The sequence below is a fragment of the Vibrio tetraodonis genome (assembly GCF_003350295.1).
GTDB lineage: Bacteria > Pseudomonadota > Gammaproteobacteria > Enterobacterales > Vibrionaceae > Vibrio > Vibrio tetraodonis.
Window position 1 is genome coordinate 165,714 of record NZ_QLYY01000007.1, and the last position, 24,310, is coordinate 190,023.

Below are 24,310 nucleotides of genomic sequence, written 5' to 3' on the forward strand. Positions count from 1 at the left end.
ATTAACTATTTCCGTACAAATTTTGTCTATATTAATCGTTGAAGTGATGGTAAACAAATGACAGATAAAAAAACCTTACCAACTGAGGTTCCAACTCTCTACATTGTCCCGACGCCAATTGGCAATTTAGGTGATATCACTCAACGGGCTCTTGATACATTAACCAATGTTGATCTTATCGCTGCTGAAGATACTCGCCATACTGGCAAGTTGTTATCCCACTTTGGTATTTCGACGAAAACCTTTGCTTTGCATGATCATAATGAGCAGCAAAAAGCGCAAGTTTTAGTTGAGAAACTGTTATCTGGATACTCTATTGCACTGGTTTCTGATGCTGGTACCCCATTAATTAGCGATCCAGGATACCATTTGGTGACAAAGTGTCGTCAGGCTGGCGTTAAAGTTGTACCGCTGCCTGGTGCATGCGCGGTTGTCACCGCTTTAAGTGCATCTGGTTTACCTTCCGATCGTTTTAGCTTTGAAGGCTTTTTACCTGCTAAGAGCAAAGGACGAAAAGATAAGTTTCTTGAAATTGCTAAAGCTGAGCGTACCTGTATTTTCTATGAATCACCACATAGAATACTCGATTCCCTTCACGATATGCTAGAAATCCTAGGGCCTGAACGTGAAGTGGTTCTCGCTCGTGAATTGACCAAAACCTTTGAAACCATTCAGGGATTACCATTGGCTAAGCTGGTTGATTGGGTTAAATCTGATGAGAACCAGCAAAGAGGGGAAATGGCATTGCTTATTCATGGATATCGAGCGGTTAGTGATGATTCATTGCCTGAAGAAGCAACACGAACTCTGGCTATTTTAAATAAAGAGTTACCCCTTAAAAAAGCCGCGGCTTTGGCCGCTGAGATATATAACTTAAAGAAAAATGCGCTTTATAAGTGGGGTCTTGAGCACCTTAACTAATAGGATTTATAAAATGCTCTTAGGCAATCTAAGATGGTTTTTTCGCCGGTCGTTCTCTTGATTTCATCATATTTGTGATCTCACTAGACACTGAGTGTTAATGTCTATACAATCCGCCTCGGAGTTGACTGGGTAGTCGCTGCTTTATTGATGTCCTTTATCCATGTGGTAGGGGAGACTGATAAAGGGGAGGAAAGTCCGGGCTCCATAGAGCAGGGTGCCAGGTAACGCCTGGGGGGCGCAAGCCTACGACAAGTGCAGCAGAGAGAAGACCGCCGATGGCTCGTTAGAGTACAGGTAAGGGTGAAAGGGTGCGGTAAGAGCGCACCGGACGACTGGCAACAGTTCGTTGCAGGGTAAACTCCACCCGGAGCAAGACCAAATAGGCTTCCATATTGCGTTGCTCGCGTAAGGAGGCGGGTAGGTTGCTTGAGCCAGTGAGCGATTGCTGGCCTAGACGAATGGCTACCGCCGCGTATGCGGAACAGAACCCGGCTTATATGTCGGCTCCACCTATTCGAAACCCATCATAACTCTCATGTTGTGATGGGTTTTTTGCTTTTTATTGACGAACATACTGCCGTAAGCACTAAACTTAGCGCAATATCACGTGTACGATTTAGCATAGGTGGTGATCCTAGACCAAATCAGTAAACTGGCTAGTTTGAACGCATTGGTGCAAGAGTGAGATACAAATACAATGACCGAAGAATTTAAGCACATTTCCGTACTACTGCACGAGTCAATCGATGGTTTGGCAATTAAGCCCGATGGTATATACATCGATGGAACCTTTGGTCGAGGCGGCCATAGTCGTCAGATATTAAGTCAATTAGGAGAATCTGGGCGTTTATTCAGTATCGATCGTGATCCTCAAGCCATTGAAGAGGCTAAGACTATTCAGGATGCTAGGTTTACTATTATTCACGGTCCTTTCTCCGGGATGGCCGATTATGCGGAGCAAAGAGGTTTAGTTGGCAAAGTGGATGGTGTCTTACTTGATTTGGGTGTTTCGTCCCCTCAACTCGATGATGCAGAACGCGGCTTTAGTTTTATGAAAGATGGTCCTCTCGATATGAGAATGGACCCAACCACGGGTATTCCAGTGTCTCAGTGGTTACTAGAAGCTGGTCTGGATGATATAACTTGGGTTATCCGTGAGTTTGGTGAAGATAAACACGCTCGTCGTATTGCGAAAGCCATAGTTAACTATCGCGAAAATGAAGATAATGAACCTTTGACGAGAACCAGTCAGTTAGCAAAGCTTATCTCAGAGGCTGCTCCTAAAAGTTTCAAAGAAAAGAAACACCCAGCTACGCGAGCTTTTCAAGCATTTAGAATATACATAAATAGTGAATTAGAAGAAATTGATACCGCGTTAAAGTCGGCCGCCAGTATTCTTGCCCCTCATGGGCGTTTATCTGTGATCAGCTTCCACTCATTGGAAGATAGAATGGTAAAGCGGTTTATCCGTAAAGAAAGCAAAGGACCAGAAGTGCCTCATGGTATCCCAATGACAGAGGAGCAAATCAGTGCACTTGGTAAAGCAAATTTAACGCCTGTCGGCAAGGCGATTAAACCCTCTAAACAAGAAATTGATATCAATACACGCTCTCGCAGCTCTGTGCTTCGAATTGCGGAAAAACTATAGGTAATCATGGACAAACCTGTTCCTAATTTGGCTAAGCTCATCGTATTGGACCTTGTTACTATTGGTCGAATACCTTTGTTGATCCTTGTGTTTATATTCGCATCCGCAATGGCGGTTGTGTTCACGACACATCATACACGTCAAGCCATTACAGAAAAGGATTTAGCTTTACAGGAACGTGAACGTCTAGACAATGAATGGCGTAATTTACTGATCGAAGAAACGGCATTAGCAGAACATAGCCGAGTTCAAGAAATCGCAAAAGACGAATTGCAGATGAAGCGTCCAGATGCAGATAAAGAGGTGGTTATCGACTTACCATGAGTAAAAATAGAGAGCCTTCCTCAGTAAAGAAAACATCCAAGAAAGTATCGGGAAAAAAGTCTGGGCATATTGAACAGCCGAACCTGATACGTTGGCGTTTCTATTTAGTGCTACTGGCCATGTTTGTTGCATTCTCAGCACTTATCACAAGAATTGCCTACATCCAAATTGTTGAGCCAGATAATCTGATTCAGCAAGGTGACTTACGCTCAGTGCGAGCTAAAACGATTCACTCTGCCCGTGGCATCATTTCTGACCGCAGCGGTGAACCACTTGCGGTTAGTGTTCCCGTTGAAGCTGTATGGGCTGATCCTGTGACCATATTTAAGCGCGATGGCTTTAGCAATATAGATCGTTGGTATGCACTGGCTGACGTGCTCGGCCTTGATCGTCAGAAAATGATTGAAAAGATTCGCCGTAGTAAATCACGCCGGTTTATTTATCTCCAACGTCAAGTTAGTCCTGCGATGGCTAACTATATCCGAGAGTTAAAACTTGCGGGCGTTGGACTAAAAGCTGAATCCCGTCGCTATTACCCCACAGGCGAAGTGAGTGCCCATATTGTAGGCGTAACAGGAATCGACGGACATGGTTTGGAAGGTGCTGAGCGCAGTTACGATAAATGGCTAACAGGGGAAGCAGGAAAGCGGATCATCCGTAAAGATAGATATGGCCGAGTGGTTGAGAATATTTCCCTTGAAGAAAGAGAGCAAGGTAAGCCTTTAGACTTAACCATAGACCAGAGAATTCAAGCCATCGCTTATCGTTCTATTAAACAGGCAGTCGCCGATTATAGAGCGACATCGGCAACGGCTGTTATCCTTGATGTTAAAACGGGTGCTGTGTTAGCCATGGTTAACGCGCCGTCATACAACCCCAATAATCGCTCCGATCTTCAATCGGCAAAAATGCGTAACCGTGCTATTACCGATGCGTTTGAGCCAGGCTCTACAGTGAAACCTTTTGTGGTTTTAGCGGCTCTCGAAAATGGAGTAGCCGATAAAACTACAATTATTGATACCGGCAATGGCGTTATGCCGATTGGTGGCCAAAAGGTTCGTGATACGTCGAAAGTAGGTAAAGCCGACCTGGCTACGATATTAAAAAAATCGAGTAATGTTGGAGTTGCTAAGCTTGCGCTAGATATGCCTCTTGAAGCCTTATTGGGTATGTACAGTTCAATAGGTTTTGGTGAGCTGTCTGGGCTGAATCTTGTTGGCGAGACGCAAGGCATTTTTCCTAACCGTCGCCGCTGGTCAAAGTTTGAAATCGCCACTTTGGCATTTGGATATGGTTTATCCATAACTCCGCTGCAGTTGGCGCATGCCTATGCAACTTTAGGTAATTACGGTAAATACCAACCGATTCACATTATCGAAAGTAATCAACAAGATTTGTCACGTCAGGTGATTAACGAAGAAAATGCGCATGTCGTACTTGATATGCTCGAAACGGTAACACAACCAGGCGGTACTGCCACTAAAGCAGCGGTCCCTGGCTATCGTGTAGCTGCTAAAACGGGAACATCACGCAAGGCTATTGCTGGCGGTTATGGGGATGAATATTTTGCTTACACCGCGGGGATCGCACCTGTGAGTAACCCAAGAATTGCTGTTGTTGTAGTTGTGAATGAACCTCAAGGTGACAACTATTACGGAGGGTCGGTCGCAGGCCCTGTATTTTCTGAAATTACTAAAGGCACGTTACAAATTCTGAATGTTGCCCCTGACGAGAATCGATTCAAAAGAGGTAAATAGAGAAACGATATGACCCAATCCATGACTGTTACTGAGCTATTAGCACCTTGGCTAGATATTTCGGCTGAAAATAGCTTAGATTTTCTTGTTAGAAAGCTTGAACTAGATAGTCGTCTGGTAAGTTCTGGGTGCACTTTTGTGGCGGTAAAAGGTCATGTGGTTGATGGTCGGGATTTTATTGACTCGGCTATTCGTCAAGGTGCAAACGCAGTCATTGCTGAAACTGAAGAGCTAGACAGCCATGGTAAAATTGAGTGGCGTGGAAATATACCTATCATCTACATTGCGAACCTGAATCAGAACCTGTCGCATATTGCAAGCCGATTAATGCCGTTAAAGCATAATCGTTTGATTGCGGTAACAGGAACCAATGGTAAAACGACGATTACTCAGTTAATTGCCCAGTGGCTAGATCTTTCGGGGAAAAAGTGCGCGGTTCTAGGTACTACGGGGAATGGATTTCTTGATGCTTTGCAGCCAGCCGCCAATACGACTGGCCATGCATTAGAAATTCAGGATGTTCTATCAGCACTAGAGCAGCAAGGCGCTCAGTATACAGCTATGGAAGTGTCGTCCCATGGCTTAGTACAAGGCCGGGTTAAAGCACAGCAGTTCGCGGTAGGTATCTTCTCCAATCTAAGCCGTGATCACTTAGATTACCATGGCAGCATGGAGCAATATGCGTTAGCTAAACGTTCGCTTTTTACTGAGCATGATTGTGCTCAGGCTGTTATCAATATCGATGATCCTATTGGCGCCTCATGGACTAAGGAAATCAAATCTTGTATTCCAGTATCACTGTCGCCGATAGCATCTGGTCAAGGCGTATATGCTACCAGTATAAAATATGCATCAACTGGGATTGAATTAACCTTCTCTGGTCAGTTTGGCGAAGGTTGCTTCACCGTGCCTCTCGTTGGAGAGTTTAATGCGAGTAACATACTGCTTGCATTTGCTACTTTGCGTTCTTTAGGAATAGAAAAGAATGAACTGCTGGGTAGTGCTGGTCAATTACAATCAGTATTGGGTCGTATGGAATTATTTCAAGCAGAAAGTAAAGCGAAAGTTATTGTCGACTACGCTCATACTCCCGACGCATTGGAAAAAGCCCTTCTGGCATTAAAGCGCCACAGTAATGGCAAGCTTTGGGTGATTTTTGGTTGCGGCGGAGATAGAGATAAAGGGAAACGACCCATGATGGCAGCCATAGCAGAATCGCTCGCAGATGAAGTGATTTTAACCGACGATAATCCTCGAAGTGAGTTGCCCATAGAGATAGTGAAAGATATGCTGGCTGGAATGACATTTCCCACAAAAGCAACCGTGGAACACGATCGCTATCAAGCTTTGGCTTATGCTCTGCGGCACAGTTGCGCAGACGATATTATCTTGTTAGCAGGTAAAGGGCATGAAGATTACCAGATCGTAGCTGATAAAACCCTACATTACTCAGATCGCGAATCGGCATTACAACTTTTGGAGCTAACACAATGATCTCTCTAACTCTGTCACAATTGGTCGAGGTTCTCGATGCTGAGCTTATCGGTGATGATGTCGTGGTTAAGAGTATCTCGACAGATACTAGAGTCATTGAAGAGAATGCTCTTTTTATTGCTTTGATCGGTGAGCGATTTGATGCTCATGACTTTATTCCTCAAGCAGTCTCCTCTGGCGCGTCTGCTTTGCTCGTTAGTCGCTGTGCTGATGTAAAAGTGCCTCAATTATTGGTTAAAGATACCAAAGTCGCGCTTGGCTTATTAGGTAAGGTTGTGCATCAGATCTGCCAGACACCTACGGTGGCAATCACGGGTAGTTGTGGTAAGACAACTGTTAAGGAAATGTTAGCAAGCATTATGGCTCAAAAGGGGAGAGTGCTATATACCGCTGGTAATTTTAATAATGACATCGGAGTGCCACTGACCTTGTTGCGTTCACAGCCCGAAGATGATTTTGCTGTCATTGAATTAGGGGCTAATCATATTGGTGAGATTGCTTACACGACTCAGCTTGTCAGCCCTGATATTGCTCTTGTCAATAATGTAGCAGCAGCACATTTGGAAGGGTTTGGCTCATTGGAAGGGGTTAAGAGAGCAAAGGGTGAAATTTACCAAGGGTTGAAATCTGGCGCTGTTGCTATCGTAAACTTGGATAGTAATGGCGGGTCGCTATGGGACAGAGTTTTATCTGACAAAACAGTAAAGACTTTCTCACTCTCTGATAACAGAGCGCAATATAAAGCACGTAACCTAACAATGGATATCAATGGTATGGCTTCTTTTACCATTGATACGCCGGATACCAGCTTTGATGTTTCGCTGGGAATGATCGGCCAGCATAATGTCGCCAATGCTTTAGCGGCCACTGCGCTATCGATTGAGTTGGGAGCCTCAACACAAATGATTGCTGCAGGATTGGAAGCTCTGTCTATGGTTAAAGGCCGAGTAGAGAGTATCGAACTCAGCGAAAATATTAAACTGATTGACGATAGTTATAACGCCAGTGTACCTGCTATGAAAGCGGCTGCAGATTTGTTGGGTAGCTTTAATGGTGTACGATGGCTTATTTTAGGCAATATGGCTGAGTTAGGTGAGGAAAGTCTTGCACTTCATCGCCAAGTCGGTGAACATGCGGCCCCATTTAAATTTGAATATGTGCTTACTTACGGATCAGATAGCATAGCGATTAGTAATGTATGTGACGGTAAGCACTTTGATACTCATGACAGCATGATTGAGTTTATAAAGCAGCACATTGCTCAGCATAGTGGTTCCCAGACAATACTTGTCAAAGGGGCGAATAGCGCAGGCATGAATCATATTGTTGCTGCTGTGAAGGAGATGTATACATGATCATTTGGCTTGCAGAGCTTCTACAGCCATACTTTTCATTTTTCCGTTTATTTGAATATTTGTCTTTTCGAGCCATTGTTAGCGTATTAACAGCCCTTGGTTTGTCTTTGTGGATGGGACCTCGTCTTATTAAGCGATTACAAACATTGCAAATTGGCCAAGTCGTTCGTGATGAAGGCCCAGAGTCTCACTTCAGTAAACGCGGGACTCCCACTATGGGAGGGCTGATGATTTTAACCAGTATTATTACAACCGTTCTTGTTTGGGCTGATTTGTCTAACCCTTACGTTTGGGCTGTACTCGCTGTATTGGTTGGGTATGGGACTGTTGGTTTTGTCGATGACTACCGTAAAGTTGTTAACAAAGATACGGATGGTCTCATTGCTCGTTGGAAATACTTCTGGCAATCCGCTATCGCTTTGGTGGTTTCCTTTGCATTGTATGCCTATGGAAAAGAGACAACCGCTACTCAGCTTGTGGTGCCATTTTTCAAAGATGTTATGCCTCAGCTTGGGCTCTTCTATATCGTTCTGAGTTACTTTGTTATTGTTGGAACCAGTAACGCGGTTAACTTAACGGATGGTCTTGATGGATTGGCGATCCTGCCAACTGTGCTTGTCTCTGCAGGTTTTGCTGCGATTGCATGGGCAACCGGTAACGTGAATTTTGCTAATTATCTCCATATTCCCTATGTTCCTCAGGCTTCGGAATTGGTTGTAGTATGTACTGCTATGGTCGGCGCAGGGTTGGGGTTTTTGTGGTTCAATACCTACCCAGCACAAGTTTTTATGGGAGACGTTGGCTCGCTTGCTCTTGGTGGTGCTCTAGGAACTATTGCAGTATTGGTGCGCCAAGAGTTTGTCCTAGTTATTATGGGCGGGGTGTTTGTTATGGAAACGCTCTCTGTAATCCTCCAAGTCGGTTCATATAAACTTAGAGGTCAACGCATTTTTCGTATGGCGCCAATTCACCATCACTATGAGCTGAAAGGCTGGCCAGAACCTCGTGTAATCGTACGTTTTTGGATTATGTCGATTGTGCTTGTGCTGGTTGGTCTAGCAACACTGAAAGTACGTTAAGGAAGTTGAGTTTGATTTTGAAACCTTGGCAAAATATTGAGAGTGTTGTCGTTGTTGGCCTTGGTTTGACAGGGGCTTCGGTAGTAAGACATTTGTTAAGCCTGCCTAAAAGTCTGACGATCAAGGTGATCGATACTCGCGAGCAGCCACCAGGTTCTGAATCTTTGCCGAAAAATGTGGAATTAGTTTGTGGTGGTTGGCCCCAAAATTGGTTGATAGATGTAGATCTAATAGTTGTTAATCCCGGAATTGCTCTATCAACTCCTCAACTGCAACAAGCGATCAGTATGGGAATTCCTGTCATTGGAGACATTGAGCTTTTTGCTTGGCAAGTGGATAAACCCGTGATTGCTATTACTGGGTCAAATGGTAAGAGCACTGTTACTGATCTTGCTGGTTCTGTGGCAAACGCATCAGGCCTTAAGGCGGCTATTGGTGGAAATATAGGTGTACCTGCATTGGATTTACTTGACCAAGATGCTGACCTGTATATTTTAGAATTGTCTAGCTTCCAATTAGAAACAACTTCGAGCCTTTCTTTGGTCGCCGGTGCTTTCTTAAACCTTTCGGAAGATCATATGGACCGATATTCCGATATGGAGGCATACCGCCAAGCTAAACTACGTATTTTTGCACATGCTCAAGCATGTGTGGTGAATGCTGACGATCCAGCAAGCTATCCTGAGCAGCAAGACAAGCGTCTGATCGAGTTTAGTTTGCAGAGGCAAACCGAGTATCATGTCAAATCAGTAGATGGGCGAGAGTTTTTATGTCATCGAGATTCAGCAATATTAGCTGCCGACGAGCTTAACTTAGTGGGTCGACACAATATGGCCAATGCTCTCGTTGTTCTGGCGTTACTAAAGGAAGCTGGTGTAGATGTCGCTAAGGGTTTGGATGCATTAAAAGCTTATACTGGGCTTACTCACAGGTGTCAGCTTATAGCTAATAAGCAAGGCGTAAAATGGGTAAATGACTCCAAGGCAACCAATGTTGCAAGCACTTTAGCGGCTTTATCCGGTTTATCTCTTCCTGGGAAACTTTATTTACTCGTTGGAGGTGATGGTAAGGGCGCTGACTTTTCAGAGCTTGAGTCTGCCCTTAACCCCTTGGATGTTCAGCTATGTTGTTTTGGCCAAGATGGTCGACGCTTTATGTCACTCACACATGATTCAAAGTATTTTGAAACACTAGCGGATATTATTAAGTGGGTGAGTTGTAGAGCGCAACGTGGAGATATGGTTATGCTATCCCCTGCCTGTGCTAGCTTTGACCAGTTTGAAAATTTTATGGTTCGCGGCGAAACCTTTACGGCGCTAGTCAAGCAATTAGCATAACTAAGCTACCGCATATGCAACTAAAATATTTATTAGCAAGAACTAGACATTGGGTCACCACCTCTTCTCCTGAAGCATTGTATGATCGCCAACTGGTTTGGATAGCTTTAGGCTTAATGTTGACAGGATTAGTGATGGTGACTTCTGCTTCATTTCCAATTAGCACGCGTCTTACAGACCAGCCATTTCACTTTATGTTTCGTCATGCTGTATTTCTTTTGCTTGCGTTAGTAACCGCTAGCATAGTACTTCAGGTTCCCTTGAGTAAATGGTCCCAATATGGCTCTTTGTTATTAGGTTTATCGGTTTTTCTTCTTATCGTTGTTTTGGTGGCGGGTAAGTCAGTCAATGGAGCTTCTCGCTGGATACCCTTTGGGCTGTTCAATTTGCAGCCTGCAGAGCTTGCAAAATTGTCATTATTTATCTTTATGTCAGGCTATCTTGTTCGTAAACACCAAGAAGTTCGTTCAAGTTTTTTTGGTGGATTCATCAAGCCGATTATCATTTTTGGTACTCTAGCTAGTTTGCTTTTACTTCAGCCTGATTTAGGAACAGTTATTGTCATGCTGGTTACTTTGTTTGGCATGCTATTTATTGCCGGAGCTAAATTAAGTCAATTTTTAGCACTCATGGCAGTCGGTATTTTTTCTGTGGTTGCTCTCATATTGTTAGAGCCTTATCGAGTAAGGCGAGTGACCTCTTTTCTTGACCCATGGGAAGATCCGTTTGGCAGTGGCTATCAGTTGACACAATCTTTAATGGCATTTGGTCGAGGAGAGTGGTTAGGGCAAGGGTTAGGCAACTCAATTCAAAAACTGGAATATTTGCCGGAAGCTCACACTGATTTTGTTTTTGCTGTACTTGCAGAAGAATTAGGCTTTGTAGGTGTTGTTTTAGTTCTTATGTTGATTTTTAGTTTAGTCATCAAAGCGATTTTAATAGGGCGTAAAGCGTTTGAAAATAATGTGCTTTTTGGTGGTTATTTAGCATTTGGCATCGGAATTTGGTTTGCGTTTCAAACCTTGGTCAATGTAGGAGCCGCAGCGGGTATGGTTCCTACAAAAGGGTTAACTTTACCTTTGATTAGTTATGGCGGATCGAGTTTAATTATTATGACAGTTGCGGTGGCCATATTATTAAGAGTTGATTTTGAATGTCGTATTAGTTCGATGGCCCCAAGACCTAAAAAGATAGCAGATGATGAAAAAAAATAAACGTTTGATGGTAATGGCTGGAGGAACTGGTGGACATGTCTTTCCTGGTTTAGCTGTTGCTAAAAAGCTTCAGCAACAAGGTTGGGATATTCGCTGGCTTGGTACTGCCGATAGAATGGAAGCAGAACTGGTTCCCAAACATGGTATAGAAATCGATTTTATTAAGGTTAAAGGCTTACGTGGGCAAGGTCTATTGAAATTGATTCAAGCGCCTTTTCAGATAGTTAATGCCGTTCTTCAAGCAAGAAAGCATATCAAAGCTTGGCAGCCAGATGTGGTATTGGGCATGGGGGGCTATGTTAGTGGCCCTGGAGGAGTAGCCGCAAGAATTCAGGGTATTCCTGTTGTTTTGCATGAACAAAATGCCGTTGCTGGATTAACCAATCGTTGGCTATCATGGATTGCAGCTAAGGTTTTCCAAGCTTTTCCTGGCGCTTTCCCTGATGCTGAAGTTGTGGGCAACCCAGTTCGTGAGGACGTTGTTGCTATTAGGGACCCTTCTCAACGAATGGGTGGGCGTACCGATAATATTCGTATTTTAGTCATGGGCGGAAGTCAAGGAGCACAAATTCTTAATCGCACTATGCCTGAAGTCATGGCAAAATTAGGTGTCGGATATGAGATTCGCCATCAAGCAGGAAAAAATAACAAGGCTGAGGTTGAGTCTAAGTACCATAGTCTTCAAGTTGAGTCTGCGCAGATAGTCGAGTTTATTGAAGATGTTGCTGAAGCGTATGCTTGGGCTGATATACTTATTTGTCGTTCTGGTGCATTAACGGTATCAGAAGTTGCAGCAGCAGGTCTGGGGGCTATTTTTATTCCCTTTATGCATAAAGATAGACAGCAAGCTTTGAATGCTGATCATTTAGTAGAATGCGGGGCTGCAAAAATGATAGAGCAACCTGAGCTTACAGTAGATAAACTCGCTCAACAAATACAACAACTCGATCGCCATAAACTGATTGAAATGGCAAACAGTGCGCGTTCGGTAGCAAGGTTAGATGCAGATGATAAAGTGGCTGATGCCATCATTGCACTGACAAATTAACGAGAAATTCCATGACTGTTTTACATACTCAAAATTTAGCCCAAATTCGATCCATGGTGCCAGAAATGCGGCGTGTAAAGTGTATTCACTTTATTGGTATAGGTGGTGCTGGAATGAGCGGTATCGCTGAGGTATTGCTCAACGAGGGGTACCAGATATCTGGTTCGGATCTTGCGAATAATCAAGTGACCGAGCGTTTAGCTCAGAAAGGAGCAAGAATCTTTATTGGTCACAATGAGTCTAATGTTCAAAAGGCTAGTGTTGTGGTTGTATCGACGGCTGTCAGCGAGGATAATCCTGAAATTAAAGCCGCTAGAGCAGTTCGAATCCCGGTCGTGCGCCGAGCTGAAATGCTTGCAGAGTTGATGCGTTTTCGTCATGGTATCGCAGTGGCAGGAACGCATGGTAAAACGACAACAACAGCTTTAGTGACTCAGATATATTCTGAGGCTGGTTTGGACCCAACCTTTGTTAATGGTGGTTTGGTTAAAAGCGCGGGTACTAATGCGCGCTTGGGTTCAAGTCGTATCTTAATTGCAGAAGCAGATGAAAGTGATGCTTCATTTCTCCACTTACAGCCCATGGTGAGTATCGTCACCAATATTGAGTCAGATCATATGGATACTTATGGTGGTGACTTTGAAACGCTTAAGCAAACCTTTATTGATTTTTTACACAATTTGCCTTTTTATGGACAGGCAATTGTCTGTATCGATGATCCTGTGGTAGCTGAACTCATCCCGAAAATTAGCAGACAAGTCATTACTTATGGTTTCGACGAACAATCCGATGTTCGTATTGAAAATTACCATCAGCATGGTCAGCAAGGTAAATTCACAGTAGTTCGAAATGGTTGTGCAGATTTGGAGATAACCCTAAACATTCCTGGTCGACATAACGCTCTCAATGCAGCGGCGGCAATCGCCGTGGCCACTGAAGACGACATTCAGGATGATGCTATTTTGCGCGCAATGGCCTCAACCCAAGGTACTGGCCGACGATTTGAACATTTAGGCGAATTTGAAACGGGTAATGGCCTTGTTATGCTAGTTGATGATTATGGTCATCATCCTACGGAAGTTGATGTCACTATCCAAGCGGCTCGTAATGGTTGGCAGGATAAGCGTTTGGTCATGGTATTCCAGCCTCATCGTTACAGCCGAACACGAGATTTATACGACGACTTTGCTAATGTCCTTGAACAAGTTGATGTGCTGATTATGTTGGATGTCTACTCCGCAGGTGAAAAGCTTATATCGGGCGCTGATGGCCGTTCATTATGCCGCACCATTCGCAGTAGAGGAAGGCTGGATCCTATTTTTATTCCTGATATCAGTGTCTTACCTTCAGTTTTAGCGAATGTTTTGCAAGATGGTGACTTAGTGTTAACTCAAGGAGCTGGTGATATTGGCAAAGTGGCGAAGCAGCTTGCGGCACTTGAATTAAACTTAGGCAAAATGACCGCTGGCGATTGAAAAAATGAAAATTCTATTATTTGAGACAAATGATAGAATTAAAGTGTTATTTCTCAATTTCTGTGTTTGATACTTTAGATGACGCCAGTATAATTCGAAGGTAAAGTCAGTACTTTACCTTCTTATGACACACAGGTAATTGATAGGGTTAGGATTGAATGACGGAGGCAATTGCCTTGGTTGAGAGTACGAGCACACAAAGACGTCATTTAACCAAGCATCCACTAGCAAAAAAACATAGCCTCGGTGGGTTGTTTTTGTTACTTGTGGTGCTGTCGATTAGCTCGATTCTATACTCTACGGTATCTTGGATGTGGGATGAAAAGCGTCTGCCTTTGTCGAATATTATATTGGAAGGGGACCTTAAATACGTATCATCCCGAGACGTGCAACGCGCCATTGCAACTTTGCCGCATGTGGGGACTTTTATGTCACAAGATGTCAAAGTTTTGCAAGAAACGGTGGAAGATATTCCGTGGGTTGCGCATGCTTCAATAAGAAAGCAGTGGCCAGATACGATTAAAGTGTTCTTAACCGAGTATGCTGCGGTGGCTATTTGGAATGGGACTGAGCTTCTTAATCGGCAGGGTAATGTTTTCAATGGTGATATTGATAAATTAACTGGTGATCGTGTCAGGCTATATGGTCCTTTGGACAGTAGTAAAGAAGTATTAGAAGTGTGGCGAGAAGTAAGTCCCAAATTTGCGGCGTTAAACCTCAATATTTCGTCTTTATTGCTCAACGATCGCCGAGCTTGGCAGATAATTCTGGATAATGGTATTAGGCTTGAGTTAGGTAAAGAATATTTGCATGAGAGGGTTGAAAGATTCCTTTCATTATACAAAAACTTAGGTAGCGATTCACAGAGAGTCAGCTATATTGACCTCAGGTATGATACGGGAGCTTCCGTAGGTTGGTTTCCCGGACAAGAGATAGAACAAGAGAGCTCAGATGACAAAGACCGCTGATGACAACATTATTGTTGGTCTTGATATAGGCACTGCAACCGTATCAGCTCTGGTTGGAGAAGTATTGCCTGATGGTCAGATAAATATCATTGGAGCAGGCAGCAGCCCGTCTCGTGGGATGGATAAAGGCGGGGTTAATGATCTGGAGTCTGTTGTCAAGTCTGTCCAACGTGCTGTTGACCAAGCCGAGCTCATGGCTGAATGTCAAATCAGTAATGTGTTTATCTCGATATCGGGCCGACATATTGCCAGCCGAATAGAAAAGGGTATGGGAACCATTTCTGATGAAGAGGTTTCTCAAGAAGATATGGATCGAGCGATTCATACTGCTAAATCTATCAAAATAGGTGACGAACAGCGCATTCTTCATGTAATTCCTCAAGAATTTACTATTGATTACCAAGAGGGGATAAAAAATCCGCTAGGGTTATCAGGAGTAAGAATGGAAGTCAGCGTTCATTTGATCTCATGTCATAATGACATGGCGAGGAATATCATCAAAGCTGTCGAGCGCTGTGGATTAAGAGTTGAACACTTAGTTTATTCCGGTTTGGCTGCGAGTACTGCAGTGATAACTGAAGATGAACGAGAACTTGGTGTTTGTGTTGTTGATATTGGTGCTGGCACCATGGATGTTTCTATATGGACTGGCGGAGCACTGAGGCATACTGAGGTATTTTCCTATGCTGGCAATGCGGTTACGAGTGACATTGCCTTTGCATTTGGTACACCAGTCAGCGATGCTGAAGAGATAAAAGTAAAGTACGGTTGTGCCCTCAGTGAACTGGTAAGTAAAGATGATACCGTTAATGTTCCTAGTGTTGGAGGGCGACCTTCACGTAGTTTACAGAGACAGACTTTGTCTGAGGTCGTTGAGCCTCGTTATACTGAATTGATGGGCTTGGTCAATCAAACAATAGACACGATTCAGGAAAAACTGCGAGAAGATGGGATAAAACATCATCTTGCAGCAGGCGTAGTTTTGACGGGTGGAGCTGCGCAGATTGAGGGATTAGTTGAATGTGCTGAACGTGTATTCCGCAATCAAGTAAGAGTTGGAAAGCCTCTTCAAGTGAGTGGCTTAACAGATTATGTAAAAGAGCCGTATCATTCAACGGCAGTGGGTTTACTTCATTATGCAAGAGATAGCCAAATTAATGATGATACAGAGTATACTGAGCCGAAGCGTCAGTCTGTAACGACATTATTTGGTCGTTTGCGTAATTGGATACAAAAAGAATTTTAACCTGAGTGCAGGATAAACGGAGATAACACATGTTTGAACCGATGATGGAAATGTCTGATGACGCTGTCATTAAGGTCGTTGGAGTTGGTGGCGGCGGCGGTAATGCCGTTGAGCACATGGTACGTGAGTCCATCGAAGGCGTGGAATTCATTAGCATTAATACCGATGCGCAAGCGCTTCGTAAAACGAGCGTGAATAGCGTTATCCAAATTGGTGGTGATATTACAAAAGGTCTTGGAGCGGGTGCAAACCCTCAGGTTGGGCGTGATGCAGCTCTCGAAGATCGCGATAGAATTAAAGAAGAGCTCGAAGGTGCCGATATGGTATTTATCGCAGCTGGTATGGGTGGTGGAACAGGAACAGGTGCTGCTCCAGTGATTGCAGAAGTTGCAAAAGAGCTGGGAATTCTGACGGTAGCTGTCGTGACTAAGCCATTTAGCTTCGAAGGCAAGAAGCGCTTAGCTTTTGCAGAACAGGGAATTGAAGAACTATCGAAGCAAGTCGATAGTCTGATAACGATTCCAAATGAGAAACTGCTTAAAGTGTTAGGGCGTGGTATTACTTTACTAGAAGCTTTTGCCAGTGCGAATGACGTACTTAAGAATGCAGTACAAGGTATCGCAGAGCTTATTACTCGTCCGGGCATGATAAACGTCGACTTTGCGGATGTTCGCACTGTGATGTCGGAAATGGGTCATGCAATGATGGGAAGTGGCGTGGCTAAAGGTGAAGATCGTGCTGAGGAAGCTGCTGAGATGGCAATCTCAAGCCCGCTTTTAGAAGATATAGATCTCGCTGGTGCTCGTGGTGTTCTAGTGAATATTACAGCAGGTCTTGATATGCGTCTGGATGAGTTTGAAACGGTTGGTAACACAGTTAAGGCATTTGCGTCAGATAATGCTACAGTTGTTATTGGTACTTCGTTAGATCCTGATATGGCCGATGAAATTCGTGTCACTGTTGTTGCTACTGGTATAGGCACAGAAAAAAAGCCTGATATCACATTGGTAGCGGGAGGGAAGGCAAAAGTGTCCCCTGTTGCTCAGCAACAAGCTCAACCAGTTACGCCAGCTCAACAGCCTGCTGTAAATAAAGTAGAAGAAAAAGCGGCATCAAGTTTGCAGGAGAAACCTCAGGTACCTCCTCAGCCGACAAGTTCTGCTCCTTCAAGCACAGGTGCTGGCCAACAAAGTGCTGCACCAAAAGCCGACAAGGACACCGGATATCTGGACATTCCAGCATTCCTTCGTCGTCAGGCTGACTAAACGTAATTAGACACTGTTCAAAATTATAATTTGACAGTGTTCAAAATTATGAACTAAACCTAATTTGACACTGTTCAAAATTATGGTACGATTCGCGGCTGATATTGTTTATCAACCGAGTTTTGTAGCAATTTGTACTGAGGCAAGCAGATGATCAGACAACGTACTCTGAAAGAAATGGTGAAAACAACTGGTGTGGGCTTACACTCCGGTCGTAAAGTCACATTAACTCTTCGCCCAGCGGCTGCAAACACTGGCGTTATTTACCGTCGAACGGACGTGAATCCACCTGTTGATTTCCCTGTCGATGCTCAATCTGTTCGTGACACTATGCTTTGTACAGCATTAGTCAATGATGAAGGTGTGCGCATTTCAACCGTTGAACACTTAAATGCAGCGCTTGCGGGGATGGGGATCGATAACATTATTGTTGAGGTCGACGCTCCTGAAATTCCGATTATGGATGGCAGCGCAAGTCCGTTCGTATTTCTGCTTCAACAAGCGGGCATTGAAGAGCAAAACGTAGCGAAGCGTTTTATTCGTATTAAAAAACCAGTGCGTTTTGAAGATGGTGATAAGTGGGCAGAAGTCGTACCTTACAACGGTTTCCGTATGGACTTCGAAATTGAATTCAACCACCCAGCAATAGAATCTGATGAGCAGCACCTTTTGTTCGACTTTTCATCACAAGGTTTTGTTAAAGATATCTCTAGAGCCCGAACTTTTGGCTTCATGCGTGATATAGAATACTTGCAGTCACAAAATTTGTGTCTTGGTGGTAGTTTCGATTGTGCAATCGTGCTGGATGAGTATCGCATTCTAAACGAAGAAGGCCTGCGTTTTGAAAATGAGTTTGTTACTCACAAGGTGCTTGATGCTATCGGTGATTTATACATGTGTGGACATCCAATTATTGGTGAATTCCGTGCATTCAAATCTGGCCATGGATTGAATAACCAACTGTTGCGCTCTGTGCTTGCTGATCAAGAAGCTTGGGAGTGGGTAACGTTTGAAGAAGAAGCAACATCTCCTGTTGCTTTTGCAAGCGTTAACGCATTAATTGTGTAAAAATTCTTGTGTTTGAAAACCAGGCAAGCTGCCTGGTTTTTTTGTTTATAGTAGCGGCAAAATGCTGCCTTATTGAAGTAAGCTGGCTCTTAAAGCGGCCAAACATCCGCCATATAATCACTGAAAATAAAGAATGCTTCAAACAAATCACCTTGTTATTGGTCCTTGACGGTAAAATTCCTTAAACTAAGCGCCACTTACGCCTTGAAATCCCGTGTTCTCATCGCAATATCTGAATAACGTGATTTATCTCAGTATTCTTAGTTTAGAACTGTTAGAGACTGAAGGCATAGAATGTAGATCGGGCCCGATCTAAGTAAAGAGAGATGCATAGCAAATGATAACTAAGCTACTGACAAAGGTAATTGGTAGTCGCAACGACCGCACGTTACGTCGCCTTAGAAAAATTGTAAAAGAAATAAATAACTATGAACCGGGCTTTGAAGCACTTTCTGATGAAGAGCTAAAAGCAAAAACTGTTGAATTCCGCCAGCGTCTTGAGCAAGGTGAAACTATAGATGGCCTTCTTCCTGAGGCATTTGCGACTGTGCGTGAAGCGTCAAAACGCGTATTCGGCATGCGTCATTTTGATGTGCAGCTTATCGGCGGTATGGTGCTTAACTCAGGCCAAATTGCAGAAATGCGCACAGGTGAAGGTAAAACACTGACGGCGACACTTCCAGCCTATTTAAATGCTTTAGCTGGGAAAGGTGTTCACGTCGTGACGGTCAACGACTATCTTGCTAAGCGTGATGCTGAAACAAACCGTCCTTTGTTCGAGTTTTTGGGTATGACGGTTGGTGTCAATATACCTAACATGCCTCCTCAAGAAAAAAAACAAGCCTATCTAGCAGATATTCTTTACGGAACTAACAACGAATTTGGTTTCGATTACTTGCGTGACAATATGGCGTTTCGCTCAGAAGACAGAGTTCAACGCGAGCGCTTCTTCGCTGTTGTTGATGAAGTCGATTCCATCCTGATCGATGAAGCCCGAACTCCTTTGATCATTTCCGGCCCTGCTGAAGATAGCTCGGAATTGTATACCCGTATCAATACCTTAATTCCTCACCTTGAGAGGCAGGATCAGGAAGACTCTGAAGAATATCGCGGTGATGGCCACTACACAGTGGATGAGAAATCAAAACAGGTGCACTTGACCGAAACTGGTCAAGAGTATGTTGAAGAGTTGATGATCAAAAATGGTTTAATGGAGGAGGGTGATACACTTTACTCGCCGACCAATATTAGTTTGCTACATCATGTTAATGCTGCCTTACGAGCGCATGTTTTGTTTGAGAAGAACGTTGATTACATAGTTAACGAAGATGGTGAAGTCGTGATTGTTGACGAACACACTGGTCGTACTATGCCCGGGCGTCGTTGGTCTGAAGGTCTTCACCAAGCTGTGGAAGCAAAAGAAGGCGTTAAAATTCAAAACGAAAACCAGACACTAGCATCGATTACTTTCCAGAATTACTTCCGTCTATACGAAAAGCTGTCCGGTATGACAGGTACCGCAGACACTGAAGCATTTGAATTTCAGTCTATCTATGGGTTGGAAACAGTCGTTATCCCAACTAATAAGCCTATGGTTCGTAACGATATGCCAGATGTGGTGTACCGTACTGAGGCAGAAAAGTTTGCCGCTATTATTGAAGATATTAAGCAGCGAGTTGAAAAAGGCCAGCCTTCTTTGGTGGGCACTGTATCGATAGAAAAGTCAGAGCTTTTATCTAATGCACTGAAAAAAGCCAAGATCAAACACAATGTCTTGAATGCTAAGTTCCATGAGCGGGAAGCTGAAATTGTTGCAGAAGCAGGCACACCGGGTGCCGTTACCATTGCGACTAACATGGCTGGCCGTGGTACAGATATCGTGCTTGGTGGCAGCTGGCAGGCGAAAATTGATGCTTTGGATAGCCCAACTCAAGAACAGATTGAGGTGATCAAAGCAGACTGGAAAGAAGTGCACGATAAAGTGTTAGAGGCAGGTGGCCTGCATATTATTGGTACGGAGCGTCATGAATCTCGCCGTATTGATAATCAGCTGCGTGGTCGTTCTGGCCGTCAAGGTGATGCTGGTTCGTCACGTTTCTACCTTTCTATGGAAGACTCACTGCTGCGTATCTTTACTTCCGATCGTATGGCGAGCCTTATTCAAAGTGGTATGGAAGAAGGGGAAGCGATTGAGTCTAAAATGTTATCTCGCTCAATTGAGAAGGCTCAACGTAAAGTTGAGGGTCGAAACTTCGATATCCGTAAGCAGCTTCTAGAATACGACGATGTGGCCAATGATCAGCGTAAAGTTGTTTATGAGTTGCGCGATGAACTGATGAATGTGGAAGACATCAGTGACATGATTGATCAAAACCGAGCGGATGTTATAACTGCTGTCATTGACGAATATATTCCACCTCAGTCTTTAGAAGATATGTGGGATGTCGAAGGACTACAAGAACGTCTGAAAAACGATTTTGATCTCGATGCGCCAGTCAAGCAGTGGCTTGAAGATGACGACAAGCTCTATGAAGAAGCTCTGCGTGAGAAAATCTTGGAAACATCGATTACAGTCTACAAAGAGAAAGAGACCGTAGTTGGTGAGCAGGTGCTGCGTAACTTTGAAAAATCAGTCATGCTGCAGACTCTTGATACGCTCTGGAAAGAGCACCTTGCAGCTATGGACCACCTGCGTCAGGGAATTCACCTGCGTGGCTATGCGCAGAAAAACCCGAAACAGGAATATAAGCGTGAGTCGTTCGAGTTGTTTGAAGGTTTGTTGGATGCACTAAAATCAGATGTGATTACCATTTTGTCTAAAGTTCGTGTTCAGCAACAAGAAGAAGTGGAGCGCATGGAAGCTCAGCGCCTAGCACAAGCTGAAGAAGCTGCGAGACGAGCTCAAGCACAGCATGCTTCAGCTGGTAACCAGCTAGCTGATGAAAGCCAAGAAGACCACTCTAATCAGCCTATGGTCCGTGAAGAGCGCAAAGTTGGACGTAATGAGCCTTGTCCTTGTGGTAGTGGCAAAAAGTACAAACAGTGCCATGGCCAGCTGAGTGGCTAAAAATAGATAGATTTTAAAACATCAAGAGTCGCATTAGCGGCTCTTTTTTTGAGGAAACTGATTGTGAAACGTATCCATATTGTCGCGGCTATCATTTTAAATGCTGAAAAAAGTGAAGTATTTATCACTAAGCGCCCACAGGAAAAACATAAGGGTGGCTTCTGGGAGTTTCCTGGGGGAAAGGTTGAAGACAAAGAAACCATAGCACAAGCCATTAAACGTGAGTTAGATGAAGAAGTTGGTATTCAAGTGACACAACATAGCTTGTTCGAGCATTTAGAATACGACTACACAGATAAATCATTGAAGTTTGATTTTATTCTTGTCACCGATTTTGAAAACCAACCTTTTGGCAGAGAAGGGCAGCAAGGTAAGTGGGTACCTATCACTAAGCTAAGAGACTATGAATTTCCCGAAGCAAATAGAACAATCCTTGACAGAGTGGTGGATGAATATAGCTAGCTATAAGAGTCGTCAATCAGGAGAAAGAAGATAGTGCTTTTCAGCCAAGTAGGAAAATTTCACTATCGAATGTATAGCCAGTCGTCTTTAATATTGGTAGTTTTAACTCAATAGCATACAAAACGTGAATAATGGAGAAGTGCATGGTACGTATTGCAATTGCGGGAGCAGCTGGACGCATGGGGCGTAACCTAGTCAAAGCGACTCACCAGAACCCACTTGCCCAAGTCGGTACAGGCTCAGAAAGGCCTGAATCTTCTTTGGTTGGTGTTGATATCGGTGAGCTTTGTGGAGAGGGTAAGTTTGATGTTGTACTGACGGACGATTTGAGTAAACAGATCGACCAGTTTGACGTCATCATAGACTTTACTGCGCCAGCAAGTACCTTAGCAAACCTCGAACTCTGTCAGAACCATGGTAAAAGTATTGTCATTGGCACGACAGGCTTTACAGAGGCAGAGCGCCAACAAATCGAAGAAATGGCAACGAAAATGCCTATTGTGATGGCATCAAATTACTCTGTTGGCGTAAACCTTGTTTTCAAGCTACTTGAAAAAGCAGCGAAGGTAATGGGTGATTACTGCGATATCGAAGTGGTTGAAGCTCATCACAGGTATAAAGTAGACGCTCCCTCAGGGACTGCTCTTAGTATGGGGGAAGCCATTGCGGGTGCTATGGGTAACAAGCTGAGTGATGTTGCTGTTTATGCTCGTGAAGGGATGACTGGTGAACGAACTAAAGATGAGATAGGTTTTGCCACGATTCGAGCTGGCGATATTGTCGGCGAGCATACCGCTATGTTTGCTGATATTGGCGAACGGGTAGAGATAACCCATAAAGCTACCGATCGTATGACCTTTGCCAATGGTGCGGTTAAAGCTGCGGTATGGTTAAAAGATAAGCCCGCGGGTTTTTATAGCATGACAGATGTGCTTGGCTTAAATGATCTGTAATTAAATAATTATGCGCCGAGCTTGCTCGGCGTTTTTAATCTCTTCCTCTACTTTCACTGTTTACAAAACTTTAATCACTTTGTCCATTTATCACGATCTTTTCTTTATCTTATGGGTGTAATGCTAATTTTTTTATCTGAAGTGTTTGAAAATAGCATTTAATTAGGTGGTTTAACGTTTGCGTAATTCTATTATCTTTTGATGGCATACTCTTCTACTGCCTTACCAAGTAAATTTATACGTTTTGTATCCAATGGCTAAAATTACGGGAGTAAACCTAGTATTTTAGCTGCTACAAGGGCTTATTTGCATTAACTGCCCTAAAATGCAAATTAATTTTTATGCTCCTGTTGACACATTTAATCTTCGTCATTAGAATGCTGCCAATTTGTCTAAATAACCTGAAATCACTTATTCAAGGTGTAAAGGAAGGCAGATTTGCAGTTTAATTTATAATTTATGCATTTTTATTCTGGAGGTTGTCTTGAGTAAATCAGCACTGTTAGTCCTAGAAGATGGGACAGTGTTCCGCGGAGTTTCCATTGGAGCAGATGGTTCATCCGTTGGTGAAGTCGTTTTTAATACCTCGATGACGGGGTACCAAGAAATCCTCACTGATCCTTCCTATTCTCAACAAATCGTCACTCTCACTTACCCACATATAGGCAATACCGGAACCAACTCCGAAGATGAAGAATCCTCTTCTATCCATGCACAAGGCCTTGTGATTCGCGACCTTCCCCTTATCGCTTCTAACTTCCGTAATGAACAAACCCTTTCTGATTACCTTAAGTCGCAAAATATCGTAGGTATCGCTGATATCGATACGCGTAAGTTGACTCGTATTCTGCGTGAAAAAGGTGCGCAAAACGGTTGTATTGTTGCTGGCAGCAATCTAGACGAAGCTTTAGCCTTGGCCAAAGCAAAAGAATTCCCTGGCTTAAAAGGTATGGACCTTGCGAAAGAAGTTACAACGAAAGAAGCGTATCAATGGCAACAAGGTTCGTGGACGCTCGAGGGTGGTCTTCCAGATGCGCAAGACAGTAGCGAGCTACCATATCACGTTGTTGCCTATGACTTTGGAGCAAAGCGAAACATCTTGCGTATGCTCGTTGACAGAGGCTGCTGCTTAACAGTTGTGCCTGCTGAGACAACAGCAGAAGAAGTGATTGCACTTAATCCTGATGGTGTATTCCTTTCAAATGGTCCTGGTGACCCTGAGCCATGTACTTATGCAATTGAAGCAACAAAAGCATTCCTAGACAAAGGTTTACCCATCTTCGGTATCTGTTTAGGGCACCAAATCTTGGCGCTTGCATCGGGTGCTAAGACGGTGAAGATGAAATTTGGTCATCATGGCGCAAACCATCCAGTGAAGGATCTTGACCGAAACGTGGTTATGATTACTTCACAAAACCATGGGTTTGCAGCTGATGAAGACAGTTTGCCAGAGAATTTGCGTGCTACCCACGTATCCTTATTTGATGGTTCTCTTCAGGGCATTCATCGCACCGATAAACCAGCATTTAGTTTCCAAGGTCACCCAGAAGCGAGCCCCGGTCCTCACGACGCTGCGCCGCTATTTGATCACTTTATTGAACTTATTAAACAACACAGCGCTTAATT

The 24,310-nt window shown here is 43.7% G+C and carries 19 protein-coding genes and 1 other RNA gene; all 20 read left to right on the forward strand.

What is annotated here, in order from left to right; all coding sequences use genetic code 11:
• The first annotated feature begins 57 nt into the window (after positions 1 to 57).
• A complete protein-coding gene (gene rsmI / locus DPF90_RS04480; RefSeq protein WP_114785105.1) occupies positions 58 to 921 on the forward strand; it encodes a 16S rRNA (cytidine(1402)-2'-O)-methyltransferase in 864 nt (287 codons plus the stop codon).
• Positions 922 to 1,041: 120 nt separating this feature from the next.
• Positions 1,042 to 1,436: RNase P RNA component class A (gene rnpB / locus DPF90_RS04485), an RNA gene on the forward strand.
• 185 nt (positions 1,437 to 1,621) lie between these two features.
• Positions 1,622 to 2,572, forward strand: coding sequence for a 16S rRNA (cytosine(1402)-N(4))-methyltransferase RsmH (gene rsmH / locus DPF90_RS04490; protein WP_114785107.1), 951 nt, complete (start codon positions 1,622 to 1,624; stop codon positions 2,570 to 2,572).
• A gap of 6 nt (positions 2,573 to 2,578) precedes the next feature.
• Positions 2,579 to 2,896, forward strand: coding sequence for a cell division protein FtsL (ftsL, locus tag DPF90_RS04495; RefSeq protein WP_114785109.1), 318 nt, complete (start codon positions 2,579 to 2,581; stop codon positions 2,894 to 2,896).
• Positions 2,893 to 4,653, forward strand: coding sequence for a penicillin-binding transpeptidase domain-containing protein (locus DPF90_RS04500; RefSeq protein ID WP_114785110.1), 1,761 nt, complete (start codon positions 2,893 to 2,895; stop codon positions 4,651 to 4,653). Before ftsL ends, DPF90_RS04500 begins: the two co-directional genes overlap by 4 nt.
• A 9-nt stretch (positions 4,654 to 4,662) precedes the next feature.
• Entirely contained in the window at positions 4,663 to 6,147 is a 1,485-nt protein-coding gene (gene murE / locus DPF90_RS04505; protein ID WP_114785112.1) for a UDP-N-acetylmuramoyl-L-alanyl-D-glutamate--2,6-diaminopimelate ligase, read from the forward strand.
• Positions 6,144 to 7,502, forward strand: a complete 1,359-nt coding sequence (locus DPF90_RS04510) for a UDP-N-acetylmuramoyl-tripeptide--D-alanyl-D-alanine ligase (protein ID WP_114785114.1) — start codon at positions 6,144 to 6,146, stop codon at positions 7,500 to 7,502. The genes murE and DPF90_RS04510 overlap by 4 nt, the downstream gene beginning before the upstream one ends.
• On the forward strand, positions 7,499 to 8,581 hold the full coding sequence (gene mraY, locus DPF90_RS04515; protein WP_114785116.1) for a phospho-N-acetylmuramoyl-pentapeptide-transferase: 1,083 nt from the start codon (positions 7,499 to 7,501) through the stop codon (positions 8,579 to 8,581). Before DPF90_RS04510 ends, mraY begins: the two co-directional genes overlap by 4 nt.
• 17 nt (positions 8,582 to 8,598) lie before the next feature.
• Positions 8,599 to 9,918: a UDP-N-acetylmuramoyl-L-alanine--D-glutamate ligase gene (gene murD / locus DPF90_RS04520; protein ID WP_420855716.1), complete on the forward strand. Its 1,320-nt coding sequence runs from the start codon at positions 8,599 to 8,601 to the stop codon at positions 9,916 to 9,918.
• A gap of 14 nt (positions 9,919 to 9,932) precedes the next feature.
• Positions 9,933 to 11,132: a cell division protein FtsW gene (gene ftsW, locus DPF90_RS04525; protein ID WP_114785119.1), complete on the forward strand. Its 1,200-nt coding sequence runs from the start codon at positions 9,933 to 9,935 to the stop codon at positions 11,130 to 11,132.
• Complete coding sequence (murG, locus tag DPF90_RS04530) at positions 11,119 to 12,180, forward strand: undecaprenyldiphospho-muramoylpentapeptide beta-N-acetylglucosaminyltransferase (RefSeq protein WP_114785258.1); 1,062 nt, start codon at positions 11,119 to 11,121, stop codon at positions 12,178 to 12,180. The genes ftsW and murG overlap by 14 nt, the downstream gene beginning before the upstream one ends.
• A gap of 11 nt (positions 12,181 to 12,191) precedes the next feature.
• Positions 12,192 to 13,655 (forward strand): UDP-N-acetylmuramate--L-alanine ligase, encoded by a 1,464-nt coding sequence (gene murC, locus DPF90_RS04535; protein ID WP_114785120.1) that lies wholly within the window; start codon positions 12,192 to 12,194, stop codon positions 13,653 to 13,655.
• A gap of 158 nt (positions 13,656 to 13,813) precedes the next feature.
• Complete coding sequence (locus DPF90_RS04540) at positions 13,814 to 14,623, forward strand: cell division protein FtsQ/DivIB (RefSeq protein WP_114785122.1); 810 nt, start codon at positions 13,814 to 13,816, stop codon at positions 14,621 to 14,623.
• Positions 14,607 to 15,869, forward strand: coding sequence for a cell division protein FtsA (gene ftsA, locus DPF90_RS04545; RefSeq protein ID WP_114785125.1), 1,263 nt, complete (start codon positions 14,607 to 14,609; stop codon positions 15,867 to 15,869). Before DPF90_RS04540 ends, ftsA begins: the two co-directional genes overlap by 17 nt.
• A gap of 29 nt (positions 15,870 to 15,898) precedes the next feature.
• The gene (gene ftsZ / locus DPF90_RS04550) at positions 15,899 to 17,134 is read left to right on the forward strand and encodes a cell division protein FtsZ (protein WP_114785127.1); all 1,236 of its coding nucleotides are present in this window, start codon (positions 15,899 to 15,901) and stop codon (positions 17,132 to 17,134) included.
• Between the two features lie 150 nt (positions 17,135 to 17,284).
• Positions 17,285 to 18,202, forward strand: a complete 918-nt coding sequence (gene lpxC, locus DPF90_RS04555) for a UDP-3-O-acyl-N-acetylglucosamine deacetylase (RefSeq protein WP_114785129.1) — start codon at positions 17,285 to 17,287, stop codon at positions 18,200 to 18,202.
• 337 nt (positions 18,203 to 18,539) lie between these two features.
• Positions 18,540 to 21,269 (forward strand): preprotein translocase subunit SecA, encoded by a 2,730-nt coding sequence (gene secA, locus DPF90_RS04560; RefSeq protein ID WP_114785131.1) that lies wholly within the window; start codon positions 18,540 to 18,542, stop codon positions 21,267 to 21,269.
• 63 nt (positions 21,270 to 21,332) lie between these two features.
• The gene (gene mutT / locus DPF90_RS04565) at positions 21,333 to 21,731 is read left to right on the forward strand and encodes an 8-oxo-dGTP diphosphatase MutT (RefSeq protein WP_114785133.1); all 399 of its coding nucleotides are present in this window, start codon (positions 21,333 to 21,335) and stop codon (positions 21,729 to 21,731) included.
• Between the two features lie 143 nt (positions 21,732 to 21,874).
• Positions 21,875 to 22,684, forward strand: coding sequence for a 4-hydroxy-tetrahydrodipicolinate reductase (gene dapB / locus DPF90_RS04570; protein ID WP_114785135.1), 810 nt, complete (start codon positions 21,875 to 21,877; stop codon positions 22,682 to 22,684).
• Between the two features lie 484 nt (positions 22,685 to 23,168).
• Entirely contained in the window at positions 23,169 to 24,308 is a 1,140-nt protein-coding gene (gene carA, locus DPF90_RS04575; protein ID WP_114785137.1) for a glutamine-hydrolyzing carbamoyl-phosphate synthase small subunit, read from the forward strand.
• Positions 24,309 to 24,310: the final 2 nt, after the last annotated feature.

What these genes read in the sequence shown, in the direction of transcription:
- lpxC (WP_114785129.1), top strand. Translation starts at nt 17,285, where the DNA reads ATGATCAGACAACGTACTCTGAAAGAAATGGTGAAAACAACTGGTGTG.
- ftsL (WP_114785109.1), top strand. Translation starts at nt 2,579, where the DNA reads ATGGACAAACCTGTTCCTAATTTGGCTAAGCTCATCGTATTGGACCTT.
- ftsA (WP_114785125.1), top strand. Translation starts at nt 14,607, where the DNA reads ATGACAAAGACCGCTGATGACAACATTATTGTTGGTCTTGATATAGGC.
- murC (WP_114785120.1), top strand. Translation starts at nt 12,192, where the DNA reads ATGACTGTTTTACATACTCAAAATTTAGCCCAAATTCGATCCATGGTG.
- mraY (WP_114785116.1), top strand. Translation starts at nt 7,499, where the DNA reads ATGATCATTTGGCTTGCAGAGCTTCTACAGCCATACTTTTCATTTTTC.
- ftsZ (WP_114785127.1), top strand. Translation starts at nt 15,899, where the DNA reads ATGTTTGAACCGATGATGGAAATGTCTGATGACGCTGTCATTAAGGTC.
- murG (WP_114785258.1), top strand. Translation starts at nt 11,119, where the DNA reads ATGAAAAAAAATAAACGTTTGATGGTAATGGCTGGAGGAACTGGTGGA.
- ftsW (WP_114785119.1), top strand. Translation starts at nt 9,933, where the DNA reads ATGCAACTAAAATATTTATTAGCAAGAACTAGACATTGGGTCACCACC.
- DPF90_RS04500 (WP_114785110.1), top strand. Translation starts at nt 2,893, where the DNA reads ATGAGTAAAAATAGAGAGCCTTCCTCAGTAAAGAAAACATCCAAGAAA.
- rsmI (WP_114785105.1), top strand. Translation starts at nt 58, where the DNA reads ATGACAGATAAAAAAACCTTACCAACTGAGGTTCCAACTCTCTACATT.
- dapB (WP_114785135.1), top strand. Translation starts at nt 21,875, where the DNA reads ATGGTACGTATTGCAATTGCGGGAGCAGCTGGACGCATGGGGCGTAAC.
- DPF90_RS04540 (WP_114785122.1), top strand. Translation starts at nt 13,814, where the DNA reads ATGACGGAGGCAATTGCCTTGGTTGAGAGTACGAGCACACAAAGACGT.
- secA (WP_114785131.1), top strand. Translation starts at nt 18,540, where the DNA reads ATGATAACTAAGCTACTGACAAAGGTAATTGGTAGTCGCAACGACCGC.
- DPF90_RS04510 (WP_114785114.1), top strand. Translation starts at nt 6,144, where the DNA reads ATGATCTCTCTAACTCTGTCACAATTGGTCGAGGTTCTCGATGCTGAG.
- murE (WP_114785112.1), top strand. Translation starts at nt 4,663, where the DNA reads ATGACCCAATCCATGACTGTTACTGAGCTATTAGCACCTTGGCTAGAT.
- rsmH (WP_114785107.1), top strand. Translation starts at nt 1,622, where the DNA reads ATGACCGAAGAATTTAAGCACATTTCCGTACTACTGCACGAGTCAATC.